The organism is Denitratisoma sp. DHT3, from assembly GCF_007833355.1.
Taxonomy (GTDB): Bacteria; Pseudomonadota; Gammaproteobacteria; order Burkholderiales; family Rhodocyclaceae; genus Denitratisoma.
Genome location: NZ_CP020914.1, coordinates 2,315,486 through 2,330,713, shown reverse-complemented (window position 1 = coordinate 2,330,713; position 15,228 = coordinate 2,315,486). Strand labels below are relative to the sequence as shown.

Genomic DNA, 15,228 nt, shown 5'->3' with positions numbered 1-15,228 from the left:
AGTTCACGATCAGGCAGCCTTGGCCAGATCCATATGGATTTCGACGGCGTCGAATTTCACTTCCACGGTGTCCTCGTTGCGTTCCACCATGCCCAGTTCGATCAGGCGGGATATGTCGGCATGGACATTGGAGTAATTTCGGCCGGCAGCCTTTGCCAGGGCATAGATGCTCACAGGGCCCATGCCGTGCAATGTATTGATCAAATCCAGCCTGGCGGGCGTCAGTTCCGCAAACATGACCCTGGCCGATTCGAACGTCAGCCGATAGTCGGGTGCGTGGCCATCCTTTGAATCCGCCAACTGGGTGCGCACATTGCGAAAGATGGAACCCTTGGGACCGACCTCGATAATGGCTTTCATGGCTTACCTCCAGTTTGTGACATCGCGCTCGAAATCGTCCAGCAGCGCATTGATGGATGTGAATGCGTAGGCCGTTTCCTCATTGCCGAAGTGCCGATGGTCTCCCTTGCCGCGCTCATTGTCATAACGGACGTAGCATTCACCGGCACGACCAAAAAACAGACGGTATTTGTAACGGTGGGCGCAGGGTGGCAGCGGCGCATCGAGCTCCCAGGCCACGATCTCGACGATGGAACCGTCGTCCCGGATTTCTTTGGCTTGGACAATGCGGGCGGCTTTCATATATTGCATTCTAGCAATGTATTGTTCATGAGCAATATAACAATCGTTCGCCTGGTATGAACGTGTTTCACCAGATGCGCGGTGCGCTTGGGATTGTCGATGGAGGTGGGGGCCGTGCTACCTTGAAATATTCCACGACGGAGAGCGAACATGAATCTGGATGATCCCGGCCTGTTCCGTCAGCAGGCCCATGTCGATGGTCAATGGATCGATGGCGCGGGCGGCGGGTTCGATGTCCGCGATCCGGCCACGGGCGCGCTGCTGGGGACCGTGCCGGACCTGGGGCGGGCGCAGACGGAGGTGGCGATCCGCGCCGCGGCCGATGCCTGGCCGGACTGGCGGCGCCGCACCGCGCGCGAGCGGGGCGCCGTCCTGCGCCGCTGGTGCGAACTGATCCTGACCCACCAGGAAGATCTGGCCCGCCTGCTGACGGCGGAGCAGGGCAAGCCCCTGGCCGAGGCGCGGGGCGAGATCGCCTACGGCGCATCCTTCATCGAGTGGTTCGCCGAGGAGGGCAAGCGGGTCTATGGCGAAACCATCCCCGCCACCGCGCCCGACCGGCGCCTGCTGGTGCGGAAGACGCCGGTCGGCGTCTGCGCCGCGATCACGCCGTGGAACTTCCCCTCCGCAATGCTCACCCGCAAGGTCGGCGCGGCGCTCGCCGCCGGCTGCACGATGGTGGCCAAGCCGGCGGAACTGACGCCATTCTCGGCGCTGGCGCTGGCCGAACTGGGCGCGCGGGCCGGTCTGCCGCCGGGCGTGTTCAACGTGATCACCAGCGCCGATCCGCAGACCGTGGGGCAGGTGCTGTGCGCCAGCCCCACGGTGCGCAAGCTCAGCTTCACCGGCTCCACCGAGGTGGGCAAGCTGCTGCTGCGGCAGTGCGCCGACACGGTGAAGAAGGTCTCCCTGGAACTCGGCGGCAACGCGCCCTTCATCGTCTTCGACGACGCCGATCTCGACCTGGCGGTGCGCGGCGCGGTCGCCTCCAAGTACCGCAACGCCGGCCAGACCTGCGTCTGCGCCAACCGTCTGCTGATTCAGGACGGCATCTACGACGAGTTCGCGCGCCGCCTGGCCGTCGCGGTGGCGGAGCTGGCCGTCGGCGACGGGCGCGATCCGGCCAGCCGCATCGGTCCCCTGATCGAGGCGGCTGCCGTGAGCAAGGTGGAGGCCCACGTGCGGGACGCGCTGGACAAGGGCGCCCGCCTGCTGGCCGGCGGCGCCCGCCACGCGCTGGGCGGCAACTTCTTCCAGCCGACGATCCTGGCCGACGTGACGCCGGCGATGCGCATCGCCCGCGAGGAGACCTTCGGCCCGGTGGCGCCGCTGTTCCGCTTCCGCGACGAGGCCGAGGCGATCCGGCTCGCCAACGACACCGAATACGGCCTTGCCGCCTACTTCTACAGCCGCGACGTGGCGCGGGTGTTCCGCGTCGCCGAGGCGCTGGAGTACGGCATGGTCGGCATCAACGAAAGCGCGATCTCGACGGAGGTGGCGCCTTTCGGCGGCATGAAGGAATCGGGCCTGGGGCGGGAGGGTTCCCGCCACGGCATCGAGGATTACCTGGAGACCCAGTACTGGTGCCTGGGCGGCATCCACGCCTGAGCCGGCCCTCAGTGCTCCAGTACCGCCGGCGGCGTCCCCGGCGGCGCGGCGACGGGGCGCGCCAGCCAGATGAGTGCCGCGATGCCCAGAAACAGCAGTGAGGAAAGCCAGAAATAATCGTTGGCGGCGAGGGTCTGCGCCTGCGCCGTGAGCTGATGCTCGACCGCGATCAGCGCCCCCGTGAGATCCATGCCCAGCGCCGACGCGCTGTTCATGAACTGGCCGATGGCGTTGTCGTAAGGGGTGACGTGGGCCGCCAGTTCGCTGCGATGATGGTAGGTGCGGCTGTCCCAGATCGTGGCGGCGAACGACGTCCCCATGGCGGTCGCCATCAGGCGCACGAAGGATGAGAGTCCGGAGGCGCTGGCGATCTGCCACTGGCTCAGGCCGTTGAACAGCAGCAGGCTGCTGGCCAGGGAAAAGCAGGTCGAGCCGATGCCGTTGCAGATCTGCGCCGGGACGATGTGCTCCGGCGCCACGCCGCTGGTGAACCCCGCCCGCAGATAGGCGGCCAGGGCCAGCATGGCAAGGCCCACCGTGGCCAGGGAACGGATGCCGGACACGCCCAGCAGGCGATTGGCCACCGGCTGCATGATCACCGCGGCCAGGCCGCTGGGCGCCACCACCAGACCGGCCCAGGTGGCGGTGTAGCCCAGCGACTGCTGCAGCCAGAGCGGCAGCAGCAGGATGTTGCCCAGGTAGATGAAGCTCCAGAGGCTGTTGGTGGCCGTCCCCACCACGAAGTTGCGGTTGGCGAAGAGCCGCAATTCCACGATCGGATGGGCCTCGTACCATTCCCAGACCAGGAAGAAGCAGAACCCCATCAGCGCCGTGACGCCCAGGGCGAGGATTTCCCCCGACTCGAACCAGCCCAGTTCCCGCCCCTTGTCCAGCAGGATCTGCAACGCCCCGACCCAGATCGCCAGCAGGATCAGGCCCACCATATCCACCGGCTGGCGCACCCGGGGCGATTCCCGGTCCTTGAACAGCCGCCACGAGGCGATCGCCACCAGCACGCCGATCGGCACGTTGATGTAGAAGATCCAGGGCCAGGACAGATTCTCGGTGATCCAGCCGCCGATGATCGGCCCCACCACGGGCGAGAACATCATGGTGAACATCGAAATGGAGACCGCCAGCGCCGCCTGGCTCGGCGGATAGGCTTGCAGCAGCAAGGCGATCGCCACCGGCATCAGCGGCGCCACCACGGCGCCCTGCAGGCAGCGGGCGAGAATCAGCAGCGGCAGGCTGGTGGCCAGCGCGCAGAACAGGGAGGTCAGCGCGAACAGCAGCAAGGAGTAGACGAACAGCCGCACCTGGCCGACGCGGGCGGTGAGCCACCCGGAGAGGGGGGTGATGATGGCGCTGGTGACGGCGTAGGCGGTGATCACCCAGGTCGCCTGGGGCGGTGACACGCCCAGGTCGCCGGCGATGGCCGGCAGGGAGAGATTGGCCACCGCCATCTCCAGGGTGTACATGAAGCAGGCCAGGGAGACCGCCAGGGTGGCCAAGAGGCGCTTGCCGCCCTCGATGGGGGGCAATGGGGCGTGGGCCGCGTTCATCTCAGTGTTCCAGTATCGGCGCCGGCATCGCGGCGCCGGCCGGCCGGCCCGGCTTTACCAGGAGGATGAAGGCGATGCCGGCCAGCAGCAATCCGATCGCGAACACGTTGTAGTCATTCACGCCGAGGGTCTGGGCCTGCACCGTGATGAGCCGCTCCATCGTCGCCAGGGCACCCTCGTTGCCGAGGGACGCGCTCAGCCCGCCCAGCGCCTGTGTCGCGGCATCGTTGTAGGGGGTGATCTGGGCCGTCAACTGCGCGTGGTGATGGCTGGTGCGGTTGTCCCACAGGCTGGTGGCGACCGAGGTGCCGATGCCGATCGACAGCGTGCGGGTGAAGGCGTAGATGCCGTTGGCGCTGGCGATTTTTGCCGGCGGCATGTCGGAGATGTAGAGCAGCGCGATGGGCATGAAGACGGCGCCGGCGCCGATGCCCTGCAAGGCCATGGGTATGATGATGTCGACGCTGGTGAGGAGCGGGTTGAAGCCGGTGCGCAGATACACCGAGACGATCAGGATGCACAGCCCGACCACCGCCAGCCGGCGGCTGCCGAGCCGCGGCACCGCGCGGGCCACCAGGGGCTGGAAGAGGAACATGAACAGCCCGCTGAACATGGCGACCTGGCCGGCCTGGGTCGCCGAGTAGCCGAGCGAGCTTTGCAGCCAGAGCGGCGTCAGCACGATGTTGCCGAAGAAGGGCAGGCTGGTGAAGATGCCGATGGTGGCGCTGACGGAAAAGGTTGGAATCTTGAACAGCCGCAATTCCACCACCGGATGGGGCTCGTACCATTCCCAGACCAGGAAGAAGATCAGACCGGTGACGCAGGTGATGCCGAGGAAGATCACCCAGGCGGAGTCGAACCAGTTGTGTTCGCGGCCCTGCTCCATCATCACCTGGAATGCGCCGACCCAGATGGCCAGCAGGATCAGGCCCACGTAGTCCACCGGCTGCTTGACGCGTGGCGACTCGCGGTGGCGGAAGATGCGCCAGCTGACCCAGGTGGAGAACAGGCCGACGGGAATGTTGATGTAGAAGATCCAGGGCCAGGAGAAATTGTCCGTGATCCAGCCGCCCAGCACCGGTCCCAGCGCGGGCGACATCATCGCCGTCATCATCGAGGCGCCCATCGCGAACGCCGCCTTCTGCGGCGGATAGGCGGCCAACAGCAGGGCCATCGCCAGCGGATTCATCGGTCCGGCCACCGCGCCCTGCACACAGCGGAAGAACACCAGCATCTCCAGGCTGGTGGACAGGCCGCACAACGCCGAGGCCAGGGTGAACAACAGCGCGGAAGTGAGGAACAGCCGCACCTGGCCGAAGCGGGCGGTGAGCCAGCCGGTCAGCGGGATCACGATCGCGTTGGCGACGGCGTAGGAGGTGATCACCCAGGTGCCCTGGTTGAGCGAAACGCCGAGGTTGCCGGTGATGGCCGGGATCGAGACGTTGGCCACCGCCATGTCCAGGCCGTACATGAAGATGGCCAGGGACACCGCGATGGTCGCCAGCAGGCGTTCGCTGCCGGGCAGGGGCGGGTGGGGCGCGTGGGCGGCGGACATGGTTCAGTGGTCTCCGGCCGGGACCGGATGCGTGGCCGCGGCCTGGCGGCGCAGGGACCAGATCAGCACGATGCAGAGCGCGAACAGGACCAGCGCGAACACGTTGTAGTCGTTGATCGCCATGGTCTGGGCCTGGGAGGTGATCAGCCGATCGATGCTGCGCAATCCATCCTCGGCGCCGAACTGGCGGGTCAGGTCGCCGAGGGCGGCGGCCGCGTCCGCGTTGTAGGGATTGATCCGCTCGCTGAGGATCGCATGGTGATGGATGGTGCGCTGGTCCCAGAGCGAGGTCGCGATCGAGGTGCCGGTGCCGGTCGCCAGGATGCGGGCGAAGGCGTTCAGTCCGGAGGCGCTGGCCACCTTCGACTGCGGCACGCCGTTCAAGGACAGCAGCACGATGGGCATGAAAATGGCCGCCGTGCCCAGGCCCTGCAGGACTTGCGGCAGGATCAGATCGCCGGTGGTCAGATCGGGGGTGAAGCCGATGCGCAGATAGCAGGCGACGATCAGGATGACGAGCCCGAGGGTGGCGAATTCCCGGCTGCCGAGCCGGGGCACCAGCTTGCCGACGACGGGCTGGAAAAAGAACATCGCCAGGCCGCCGCCCATGACGACGAAGCCGGAGAGGGTGGCGGTGTAGCCCAGGGAACCCTGGAGCCAGAGCGGCGTCAGCACCACGTTGCCGAAATAGGGCACGTTGACGACGGCCAGGATGCAGATGCTGACGGCGAAACTGGGAATCTTGAACAGCCGCAGCTCGACCGCCGGATGGGCTTCGTACCATTCCCAGACCAGGAAAAACAGGAAGCCCGCCAGAGCCACCAGCCCCAGTGCCACCACCAGCGGCGACTCGAACCAGCTGCGTTCCCGTCCCAGGTCGAGCATGATCTGCAGGGCGCCGACCCAGGTCACCAGCAGGGCCAGCCCCACATAATCGACCGGCTGCCTGACGCGGGGCGTCTCGCGCCGGCGGAAGATGCGCCAGCTCACCGCCGCCGCGAACAGGCCCACCGGAATGTTGATGTAGAAGATCCAGGGCCAGGAAAGGTTGTCGGTGATCCAGCCGCCGAGGATGGGGCCCAGGGCGGGGGACATCATGCCGGTCATCATCGAGGCGGCCATCGCCACCGCAGCCTGCCGAGGCGGGTAGGCGGAAAGCAGCAGCGCCATGGAGAGCGGATTCATCGGTCCGGCGACGAAGCCTTGCACCCCGCGGAAGAACACCAGCATCTCCAGGCTGGTGGACAGGCCGCACAGCGCCGAGGCCAGGGTGAACAGCAACACCGAGGCGACGAACAGCCGCACCTGGCCGAAGCGGGTCGTCAGCCAGCCGGTCAGGGGAATCACGATCGCGTTGGCGACGGCGTAGGCGGTGATGACCCAGGTGCCCTGGCTCAGGGAGCCGCCCAGGTCGCCGGCGATGGCCGGGATCGAGACGTTGGCCACCGCCATGTCCAGGCCGTACATGAAGATGGCCAGCGAGACCGCCAGGGTGGCGATGAGGCGTTCCCCCGCCGGCAGGGGCGGGTGCGTGGCATCGGCGGCAGCCATGGCGGGGGAGGAGAGGGGGGGTCAGTACCTTGCCGGTTCGGCCAGGTTGGCGGCGATGATGGCTTTGAGGCGGGTCTCGGCTGTCTTCAGCGGGTCGCCATAGACTTCGCTGACCACCAGCGGCTTGTCGCGCTGGGCTTCGGTCACCGGCTTGCCGCCGCGGTCGTGCGTATCCACGTCGGCCAGCATCGAGAGGCCCACCCGCAGCGGATGTTCCGCCACCTGCTTGGGGTCGAGGGAGATGCGCACCGGCACCCGCTGCACCACCTTGATCCAGTTGCCGGTGGCGTTCTGCGCCGGCAGCAGGGCGAAGGCGGCGCCGGTGCCGGCGCCCAGGCCGACGATCCGGCCCCGGTATTCCACGCCGCCGCCGTAGAGGTCGGCATGGAGCGCGACCGGCTGGCCGATGCGCATGTGTTTGAGCTGCACTTCCTTGAAGTTGGCATCCACCCACAGCGCGTCCAGGGGCACCACCGCCATCAGCGGCGTGCCCGGCGCGATGCGCTGGCCGGCCTGCACGGCGCGCTTGGCGACGTGCCCGGTGACCGGCGCGAGGATGGTGGTGCGGGCCTGGGCCAGGAAGGCTTCCTTGAACCTGGCGGCGGCCCGCGCCACGTTGGGATGGCTTGCCACCGTGGTGCCGCTGGTCTGCGCGCGGTTGGCGGTGAACTGTTCACGGGCGGTGGTCAGCGCCGCCTCGGCCGCCTTGACGGCGGTGGCGGCGTGGTCGACTTCCTCCTTCGACACCGCGCCGCTGGCGGCCAGACCCTGGCGCCGGGCCAGGTCTTCCTTGCGGCGGGCGAGGTCGATTTCGCGCTGGACCGCCAGCGCGGCGAAACCGGCATCGTTGGCGAACAGGGCGCGCGCGTCGCGCACCGCGCGGGCCAGCTCGGCTTCCGCCTGTTCCAGGGCGAGCCGGGTGTCGGCCTGATCCAGCTTGACCAGCGGCGCGCCGGCCTGGACGAAATCGGTGTCCTCGACATAGATGGCGCTGACCGCGCCGGCGACCTGGGGCGTCACCTGCACCACGTTGCCGGCCACGTAGGCGTCATCGGTGGTTTCGTGGAAACGGCTGTGGAAGGCCCAGTAGGCGCCGTAGGCGATGCCGGCGCCGGCGAACAGCAGGGCCAGCAGTTTGAGGGCGCGGGCGCGGCGCTTGTCGTTGCCGTTCTCGATGGGGGTAGCTTCGCTCATGATGACTCCTGTGGAATTCGGTTCAGCGCCGCGCCAGGACGGTGGATTCGGCATAGCCGCCGCCCAGCGCGCGGGCGAGTTCGATGGCGGCGGCGAAACGCTGGGCGCGCAGGTCGGCGCTGCGCCGCTGTTCGGCGATGGCCTCGGTTTCGGCGCCGATCACCGCCAGCCGGTTGTCCACTCCGGCCTCGTGGCGGCGGCGGGCGGCGTCGAAGGCCCTGCCGCTTTCGTTGGTGGCGACGCGCTGGGCGGCTTCCCTTTCCTCCACCGCGCGCCAGGCGCCCACGGCGTCGGCGATTTCCCGCAGGGCGGTGGTCAGGGTGGCGTTGTACTGGGCCGCCGCGGCGTCGTATTCGGCGTAGCGGCCGGCGACCCGCGCCCGAGTGTTGCCGCCGGCGTAGATGGGCAGGCTGACCGCGGGACCGAGGCCGGCGATGCGGCTGCCCGACTTGAGCAGGGTATCGGTGCCGATGGACTGGAAGCCGAGGAAGGCGCTCAGATTGACGTTGGGATAGAAGTCGGCCTTGGTGGCCTCGGCGTAGTGCTCCGCCGCCTCGACCCGCAGCCGTTGCGCCACCACGTCGGGGCGGCGGCCCATCAACTCGGCGGGCAGCACCGAGGGCAAGGCCAGCGCGCCGGCGTTCTTCAGGTCGGGGCGGCCGATCGCCAGCCCGCGGTCGGGACCGGCGCCCAGCAGGGCGGCGAGTTGATGGCGCACGCGCAGGACCTGCTCGGCGATGGCGGCCTGTTCGTTTTCCAGGGCGGCGGCCTGGACGCGGGCCCGGTTGCGCGCCGGCTCGTTGTCGATGCCGGCGGCAAAGCGCTGGTCCACCAGGTGGGCGGCCTCCCGCGCGGCCTGGAGCTGGCGGTCCGACAGCGCCTGCAGGGACAGCAGCCGGTCCAGCTCCACGTAGCTGCGGGCGATGCCGGTGGCCAGCACCAGACGTGCCGTCTCCCGCTCCAGTTCCGCGGCGCGCGCCTCGGACTGGGCGCCTTTCATGGTCTCCCGGTGGCGTCCCCAGAAATCCAGCTCGTAGGAGAAGTCGAGCGCCAGCCGGCTCATCGTCACCGTCGAGCCGCCGAACGGCGGCGGGTAGAGGAAGTGCTCGCTCATGCGCTCCCGGTCGCCCTGGTAATTACCCATCACGCGCGGCCGCGTGGCCGAGTCGGCCACGCCCGCCTGGGCCAGGGCCTGGCGCAGGCGGGCGGCGGCCAGTTGCAGGCTGGGCGCGGATTGCAGGGCTTCGTCGATCAGGGCGTCGAGTTGCGGGTCGCCGAATTCGCGCCACCAGGCGGCGGCCGGCGCGCCCTGGGCGGCCGGCCCCGAGAGCGTTTGAGCGGTGGCCAGTCCCGCGCCGTCCACCGGGCGGATGGCGGGCGCCAGATCGCCGTGATTGGCGCACCCGGCGAGCAATAGTGCGAGAGGAAGCAGATAGGGTTTCACGGGGGATTCTCCGGGGCGGGGGCGGTCATTCCATATTGGCGATGACTTGGCGCAGGGCGTTCTTGAAAACGTCCAATTCTTCCTTGCTGAAACTGCGGACCGAGTGGTTGAGGGTCTTGACCGCGGCGGCGATGCCCTGGGCGCACAGCGCCCGGCCTTCGTCGGTGAGGTCGATGCGGACGACGCGGCGGTCTTCGCTGCTGCGCTCGCGGCGGATCAGCCCCTTCTCGTCCAGCTTGTCCAGCATCCGCGCCATCGAACCGGGGTCCATGTTGTAGCGGCGGCACAATTCGGCGGCGGTATCGTCGCTGCCGTCCTGCACCACCTTGAGGATGCCGAATTGGGCGGTGGTCAGGCCCAGTTCGGCCATGCGCGCGTCCACGGCGCTGAGGCAGCGGGCACGGGCGACGCTCATCAGGTAGAGGACGCTCTCCCCCATCTGGTAGCTGTCCGCAGTGTAGTGTTCGATGGAGGCGTCCGCTTCCCGGCTCATCGTTTTAAGTGATAGGCACATCAATAGTTGACTCGACAACATTAAAATTGACCAGGCAAGGGTTGTCAAGTCAATTTCTGTTAGCGTCCGTTTCAGCATTTAATGAAGATGTTTGCATTCGTCCGACGCCGACTCGGCCCCGTGGTACCCTCTACGATGAAAGCGGGCCATCGAGCCCGCGCTTTAATGTCACAAACTGGAGGAGGCAAGCGTGTCACAGACCTATTCCCCGTCCCGCCCCTTGCGTCTGAGCGAGGTCGAGCGCTGGGACATCGAAACCGACGTGGCCGTGATCGGTTTCGGCATTTCCGGCGCCTGCGCGGCGATCGAGGCGAAGAACGCCGGCGCGCAGGTGACGGTCTTCGAGGTGGCGGCGGCCTCCGGCGGCAGCGCCGCCCTGTCCGGCGGCGAGTTCTACCTGGGCGGCAACGGCGGCACGCCGGTGCAGAAGGCCGCCGGCTTCGAGGACAGCACCGAGGATTTCTTCAAGTACCTGATGATGGCCGGCGGACCCGGCGCCGACGAAGCCCGCGTGCGGCGCTACGCCGAGAATGCCGTGGCCCACTTCCACTGGCTGGAAGCCCAGGGGGTACCCTTCAAGGGCACCTATCTGCCGGGCAAATGGCTGGAACCCATGACCGACGATACCCTGGTCTGGTCGGGCAGCGAGGCCGCCTGGCCCTTCGCCCAGCAGGCCAAGCCCGCGCCCCGTGGCCATGCCGCCCAGATGGTGGGCATGGGGGCCGGCAGGACGATCATGGAGCGGCTGACGGCGAAGGTGGAGAGCCTGGGCATCGAGACCCATTACAGCAGCCGCGCCCTGGCCCTGGTGGCCGACGAGGAGAACCGGGTCCAGGGCGTCGTGGTGCGCATCGATGGCGAGCCCCGCCGCATCAGGGCACGGAAGGGCGTGCTGCTCTGCGCCGGCGGCTTCATCTGCAACGACGAGATGCTCAAGACCTACGCGCCGGCCGCCCGGGTGGGCGACTGGCCCGTGACCGGCGGCAATGACGACGGCTCCGGCATCCGCATGGGTATGTCGGTCGGCGGCGCCGCCATCCACATGGACCAGTTCTTCATCACGCGCCCCTTCTTTCCGCCGGAAAGCCTGGTCAAGGGCATATTCGTCAACGAACGGGGGCAGCGTTTCATCAACGAGGACGTCTATCACGGCCGCGCCACCCAGTACATCCTGCGGCAGCCCAACCAGCGTGCCTGGCTCATCGTGGACAACGCCATCTTCGACCGTCCCATGACCCGGCCCGACATCGAGGTCGCCGCAGTGGGCGAAACCTGGGAAGAACTGGAACAGGAACTGGGGCTGCCCACGGGCGAACTGGTGCACACCGTCGAGGCTTACAACCGCTATGCCGAAGCCGGCAGCGATCCGGTCTGCCACAAGGACGCCAAGTGGATGCAGCCCCTGGTGGAAGCGCCCTTCGCCGCCCTGAGCTACTGCACCACGGATTTCCCCGGCGCCGCCTTCACCCTCGGCGGCTTGTCCACGCTGCCCACGGGTCAGGTGCTGACGCCCGAAGGCGCGGTGATCCCCGGCCTCTATGCGGCCGGCCGCTGCGCCTGCGGCCTGCCCCGCTGGGGCGATGGCTACAGCTCGGGGATGTCGCTGGGCGACTCGAGCTTCTTCGGCCGGCAAGCCGGCCGACATGCCGCGATCGGCGAATAGCGCCGACGACGGAACGGAACGAACAGCGAGGAGGAGAAAACGATGGAAAAGGTGATTTACATGCTCTGGCGCGACCCCCGCGAGGAGGTCGAAACCTGGTGCAAGCGCATCCGCGGCGAAGTGGCCGATGCGCTGGCGAAACTGGGGGCCCGTTTCGTTCAGGCCAACGTGCAGGACGGCGTGGCCCTGCAAGGCGCCCAGTACATCCAGACCTCGCATCAGCCCGCGATCGAGGGCGTGCTCCAGCTCTGGCTGGACAGCGCCAACGACGAACAGCGCAAGCCCTTCGACGCGGTGATCGGCGCCGCCACCTGGCGCATGGCGGCCTATCTGGTGAGCGAATCGCAACTGCTGTTCAACGACCGCCATCCGCCCAAGGTCGGGCAGCGCACCGAGTGTTATGCCCAGATCGCCGCCTTCCAGTGCCCGCCACGCATCAGCAAGGCGCACTGGCTGGACACCTGGCGCAATTCCCACAGCCAGATCGCGATCGACACCCAGGACACCTTCCTCTACGTGCAGAACCTTGTAGTGCGCCCCCTCACCTTCGGCGCGCCGCCCTACGACGCCATCGTCGAGGAGGGCTTCCCCGAGGCCGCGCTGACCAGCGCCCACGCTTTCTACGACGCGGTGGGCGACGACGCGAAGCTGAAGCGCAACGTCGATGCGATGATGGAAAGCTGCGCCCGTTTCATCGATCTCGATAAGCTGGACGTGGTGGTCACCAGCCAGTATCTGGTCAAGCCGCTAGGCTAAGCGCCCACGTGAGCCGTCCCCGCGTGGCGGGGACGGTCGATGCCGTTTTACGGTTTCCGCTGCGGCCCCGCGCCGAGCACCGAGATGTCGCCCAGGACGGCGCGGCTGAGCTTGGCGCGGTGGCTCATGAACCAGCGGCCATCCACCTTGCGCCAGGTGTCGTGATAATCGCCCAGGGTGGAGAAGGTGAGGTGGGATTTCTCGCCCGCGCCCTTGTGCATGTCGCTCACATAGCAGCGGCTGGTTGCCGTGTCGCCCGCCACGTCGATCAGCACGTTGCCCAGCAGGTGCTGGGTCGGGCCGCAGTCGTCGAGGAAAGTGCGGATGAAGGCGACGATGGTGTCACGGCCGGCAAGCGGCCCCATGCCCAGGTTGGCCGTGGCGTCGGGCAGCAGGATGTCGTCCAGCGCCGGCCAGTCGCGCTCGTCCATGGCCCGCGCCATGCGCACGATGGCGCGCTGGATTTCCCGTTCGGCGAGCAGCGTCTCCAGATTCATGGTGCCGTCCTTGAGCGTGCGGGTCAGCGGTTGAGCGCGGCGACCGCATCGGCGCCGCCGCGGATGGCGCCCTCGATGTAGCTCACGCCGGTGCAGTCGCCGAAAGCATGGACGTTGAGGCCGGCTGCGCGCAGCTGGTCAGCGACCACCGGGTTGCCCGTGGCGCCCTTGGCGACGATCACGTGGTCGGCGGGGACCGACTGGGCGCCGCCCTCCTTGAGGGTGAAGCGCACGGCGTCCCGGTCGATGCGGATGTCCTGGGCGCCGGGGTGGAGCCCCACGCCGTGTTCCTTCAACTCCTCCAGGATGCGCATGCGGCGCACCAGCAGCAGGCCGGCGCCGAAGCGGGCGGTGTCATCCACCACCGTGACGGTGCGGCCGCGCTCCATCAGGAACTCGGCCAGCTCCAGGCCCACCAGTTCGCCGCCGATGATGACGATGCGCTTGCCCAGGGGCATCCACCAGTGGGTGGCGCGGCGCAGGAAGTCGAGGTTGGAGGTCATGCCGGTGGCGGCGGCGAGCCTGGTCGCCAGGCGCACCGGGGCGCCGACCTTCTTCGCCAGCTCCGGCGAGGACAGGCCCAGCACCAGGCGGCGCATGTCGTCGCCGCTGAACACGTGGTTCTGCTCGCTGCCGGGAATCGGCGGCATGCCGCGCAGCGCGCCGGTCGCCACCAGCACCGCGTCGGGTTTGAGGCTCGCCACCAGTTCCGGCGTGGCGCGAGTGTTCAGCCGCACATCCACCTTGGAGGACTCGATGCCCCGGCGCAGCCAGTTCAGCAGGCGCTGGTTGGGCTCGTAGGCGATGGAGGCGAATTGCAGGGTGCCGCCGAGGCGGTCGGTGCCTTCCAGCAGCGTTACCTGATGGCCCTGTTCATCCAGGCGGCGCGCCGCTTCCATGCCGCCGGGGCCGCCGCCGACCACCACATAGCGCTTGGATGCCGGCTTGCCGGTGGGGCGCTGGTACTCGAAGGCGCAGTCCGAATTGACGGCGCAGCGCACCGTGTCCTGCAGGTAGATGGCGCTGACGCAGGTGTAGCAGTAGATGCAGGGGCGGATGGTTTCGGGCTTGCCTTCGGCCAGCTTGCGCGGCAGATGAGGATCGGCCAGGAGCTTGCGGCCCATGGCGAGGAAGTCGAAGGCGCCGGCGGCGATCTTGGCTTCGCCCACCTCCGGCTCCACCCGGCCGGAGGCGATCACGGGGATGGAGACGGCCTGCTTGATGCGCTCCGCGGCGGGCAGGTTCCAACCCGGGATGTGCGGGATGTTGGACTGGGAATGGAGCTTGAGCTTGCCGGTGTCGTGGTAGGAGGTGACGGTGATCGCGTCGGCGCCGGCCTGCTCGGCCATCTGCGCGGTGCGCACCGCGTCCTCGATCTTGATGCCGGTCTCGACGCCGTATTCCTGGGCGTCCAGCTTGACGATGATGGCGAACTCGGGGCCGGTGCGCTCGCGCACCGCGCGGATGACTTCCAGCAGCAGGCGCACCCGGTTTTCCAGGGGGCCGCCGTATTCGTCGGTGCGCTTGTTGGACTTGGGCGAAATGAAGCCGGAGATCAGGTAGCCGTGGCCGCCGTGGATTTCCACGCCATCGGCGCCGGCGCGCTTGGCCCGGTCGGCGCCGTCGGCGAACTTGCCGACGACGGTCCGGATGTCCTCCAGGGTCATTTCATGGAATTCGGGTTTGGGCCGGGGCTTGGCATTGGCCATCATCTGCTGGAGCTCGGCGCTGGTGAAGGCATCGGTGACCTGTTGGGTGCCGGCGCCGGGGAAGGGGCCGGGAAGCGAGGGCACCCACACCGGCCGCCCGGCCGCCATGTCCTCGACGCTCACCACGCCGCCGTGGTGGATCTGGATGGTGAACTTGGCGCCGTGGGCGTGGACCGCGTCGGCGACGGCCTTCAGGCCGGGAATGAAGCGGTCGTCGGAAATGGCGATCTGCCCCGGCTGATTGCCGCCATGAGGCCAGGCCACGCCGGAGACGCCCATGTTCACCAGGCCCACGCCGCCCTTGGCCTGCTCCTCGTGGTAGGCCCGGAGGCGCTCGGTGCAGTGGCCGTCCTCCGCCAGGTTGACCCCCATGGCGGTCACGATCATGCGGTTGCGCAGCTCCATCTTGCCGATGCGGCCCGGGGCGAGCAGGTGGGAATAAGCGTTGGCGCTCATGTCGTCTCCTTTGATGAATTTCGGGTGCGGCGGTCTTCTGGCGAGAGCCTGTTGTGGACGCGGATTCTAGTGGTTAT

The 15,228-nt window shown here is 67.9% G+C and carries 13 protein-coding genes; 3 read left to right on the top strand and 10 right to left on the bottom strand.

The window, feature by feature from the left end; genetic code table 11:
* Window positions 1-9: 9 nt before the first annotated feature.
* Together B9N43_RS10685 and B9N43_RS10680 are read right to left on the bottom strand one after the other, a co-directional pair.
* The gene (locus B9N43_RS10685; RefSeq protein ID WP_145842189.1) at window positions 10-360 is read right to left on the bottom strand and encodes a MarR family transcriptional regulator; all 351 of its coding nucleotides are present in this window, start codon (window positions 358-360) and stop codon (window positions 10-12) included.
* Between the two features lie 3 nt (window positions 361-363).
* Window positions 364-642: a DUF6516 family protein gene (locus B9N43_RS10680; RefSeq protein WP_186453784.1), complete on the bottom strand. Its 279-nt coding sequence runs from the start codon at window positions 640-642 to the stop codon at window positions 364-366.
* 150 nt (window positions 643-792) lie between these two features.
* Between B9N43_RS10680 and B9N43_RS10675 the strand changes: the two genes are divergently transcribed.
* A complete protein-coding gene (locus B9N43_RS10675; protein WP_145842187.1) occupies window positions 793-2,250 on the top strand; it encodes an NAD-dependent succinate-semialdehyde dehydrogenase in 1,458 nt (485 codons plus the stop codon).
* 8 nt (window positions 2,251-2,258) lie between these two features.
* On the opposite strand, the gene B9N43_RS10670 is transcribed toward B9N43_RS10675, so the two are convergent.
* From B9N43_RS10670 to B9N43_RS10645, 6 genes are read right to left on the bottom strand one after another with little or no spacing between them, the layout of a single operon-like run.
* Entirely contained in the window at window positions 2,259-3,812 is a 1,554-nt protein-coding gene (locus B9N43_RS10670) for a DHA2 family efflux MFS transporter permease subunit (protein WP_145842186.1), read from the bottom strand.
* A 1-nt stretch (window position 3,813) separates the two neighbouring features.
* Window positions 3,814-5,367: a DHA2 family efflux MFS transporter permease subunit gene (locus tag B9N43_RS10665; RefSeq protein ID WP_145842185.1), complete on the bottom strand. Its 1,554-nt coding sequence runs from the start codon at window positions 5,365-5,367 to the stop codon at window positions 3,814-3,816.
* 3 nt (window positions 5,368-5,370) lie between these two features.
* Window positions 5,371-6,918, bottom strand: coding sequence for a DHA2 family efflux MFS transporter permease subunit (locus B9N43_RS10660; RefSeq protein ID WP_145842184.1), 1,548 nt, complete (start codon window positions 6,916-6,918; stop codon window positions 5,371-5,373).
* A gap of 21 nt (window positions 6,919-6,939) precedes the next feature.
* Window positions 6,940-8,112 (bottom strand): efflux RND transporter periplasmic adaptor subunit, encoded by a 1,173-nt coding sequence (locus B9N43_RS10655; RefSeq protein WP_145842183.1) that lies wholly within the window; start codon window positions 8,110-8,112, stop codon window positions 6,940-6,942.
* A gap of 22 nt (window positions 8,113-8,134) precedes the next feature.
* Complete coding sequence (locus B9N43_RS10650) at window positions 8,135-9,556, bottom strand: efflux transporter outer membrane subunit (RefSeq protein ID WP_186453783.1); 1,422 nt, start codon at window positions 9,554-9,556, stop codon at window positions 8,135-8,137.
* A gap of 25 nt (window positions 9,557-9,581) precedes the next feature.
* Window positions 9,582-10,049 (bottom strand): MarR family winged helix-turn-helix transcriptional regulator, encoded by a 468-nt coding sequence (locus tag B9N43_RS10645; RefSeq protein WP_186453782.1) that lies wholly within the window; start codon window positions 10,047-10,049, stop codon window positions 9,582-9,584.
* A 211-nt stretch (window positions 10,050-10,260) separates the two neighbouring features.
* Between B9N43_RS10645 and B9N43_RS10640 the strand changes: the two genes are divergently transcribed.
* Complete coding sequence (locus B9N43_RS10640; protein ID WP_145842180.1) at window positions 10,261-11,733, top strand: FAD-dependent oxidoreductase; 1,473 nt, start codon at window positions 10,261-10,263, stop codon at window positions 11,731-11,733.
* A gap of 42 nt (window positions 11,734-11,775) precedes the next feature.
* The gene (locus B9N43_RS10635) at window positions 11,776-12,489 is read left to right on the top strand and encodes an EthD domain-containing protein (RefSeq protein WP_145842179.1); all 714 of its coding nucleotides are present in this window, start codon (window positions 11,776-11,778) and stop codon (window positions 12,487-12,489) included.
* A gap of 47 nt (window positions 12,490-12,536) precedes the next feature.
* Here B9N43_RS10635 and B9N43_RS10630 read toward each other — a convergent pair whose 3' ends face one another.
* Together B9N43_RS10630 and B9N43_RS10625 are read right to left on the bottom strand one after the other, a co-directional pair.
* A complete protein-coding gene (locus tag B9N43_RS10630) occupies window positions 12,537-12,986 on the bottom strand; it encodes a nuclear transport factor 2 family protein (RefSeq protein ID WP_145842178.1) in 450 nt (149 codons plus the stop codon).
* Between the two features lie 23 nt (window positions 12,987-13,009).
* Window positions 13,010-15,151, bottom strand: a complete 2,142-nt coding sequence (locus B9N43_RS10625) for an FAD-dependent oxidoreductase (protein ID WP_145842177.1) — start codon at window positions 15,149-15,151, stop codon at window positions 13,010-13,012.
* Window positions 15,152-15,228 lie beyond the last annotated feature (77 nt).

Excerpts from the sequence above, each read along its gene's own strand:
- B9N43_RS10675 (WP_145842187.1), top strand. The coding sequence starts at position 793 with ATGAATCTGGATGATCCCGGCCTGTTCCGTCAGCAGGCCCATGTCGAT.
- B9N43_RS10655 (WP_145842183.1), bottom strand. The coding sequence starts at position 8,112 with ATGAGCGAAGCTACCCCCATCGAGAACGGCAACGACAAGCGCCGCGCC.
- B9N43_RS10625 (WP_145842177.1), bottom strand. The coding sequence starts at position 15,151 with ATGAGCGCCAACGCTTATTCCCACCTGCTCGCCCCGGGCCGCATCGGC.
- B9N43_RS10645 (WP_186453782.1), bottom strand. The coding sequence starts at position 10,049 with ATGAGCCGGGAAGCGGACGCCTCCATCGAACACTACACTGCGGACAGC.
- B9N43_RS10660 (WP_145842184.1), bottom strand. The coding sequence starts at position 6,918 with ATGGCTGCCGCCGATGCCACGCACCCGCCCCTGCCGGCGGGGGAACGC.
- B9N43_RS10630 (WP_145842178.1), bottom strand. The coding sequence starts at position 12,986 with ATGAATCTGGAGACGCTGCTCGCCGAACGGGAAATCCAGCGCGCCATC.
- B9N43_RS10635 (WP_145842179.1), top strand. The coding sequence starts at position 11,776 with ATGGAAAAGGTGATTTACATGCTCTGGCGCGACCCCCGCGAGGAGGTC.
- B9N43_RS10665 (WP_145842185.1), bottom strand. The coding sequence starts at position 5,367 with ATGTCCGCCGCCCACGCGCCCCACCCGCCCCTGCCCGGCAGCGAACGC.
- B9N43_RS10680 (WP_186453784.1), bottom strand. The coding sequence starts at position 642 with ATGAAAGCCGCCCGCATTGTCCAAGCCAAAGAAATCCGGGACGACGGT.
- B9N43_RS10685 (WP_145842189.1), bottom strand. The coding sequence starts at position 360 with ATGAAAGCCATTATCGAGGTCGGTCCCAAGGGTTCCATCTTTCGCAAT.
- B9N43_RS10670 (WP_145842186.1), bottom strand. The coding sequence starts at position 3,812 with ATGAACGCGGCCCACGCCCCATTGCCCCCCATCGAGGGCGGCAAGCGC.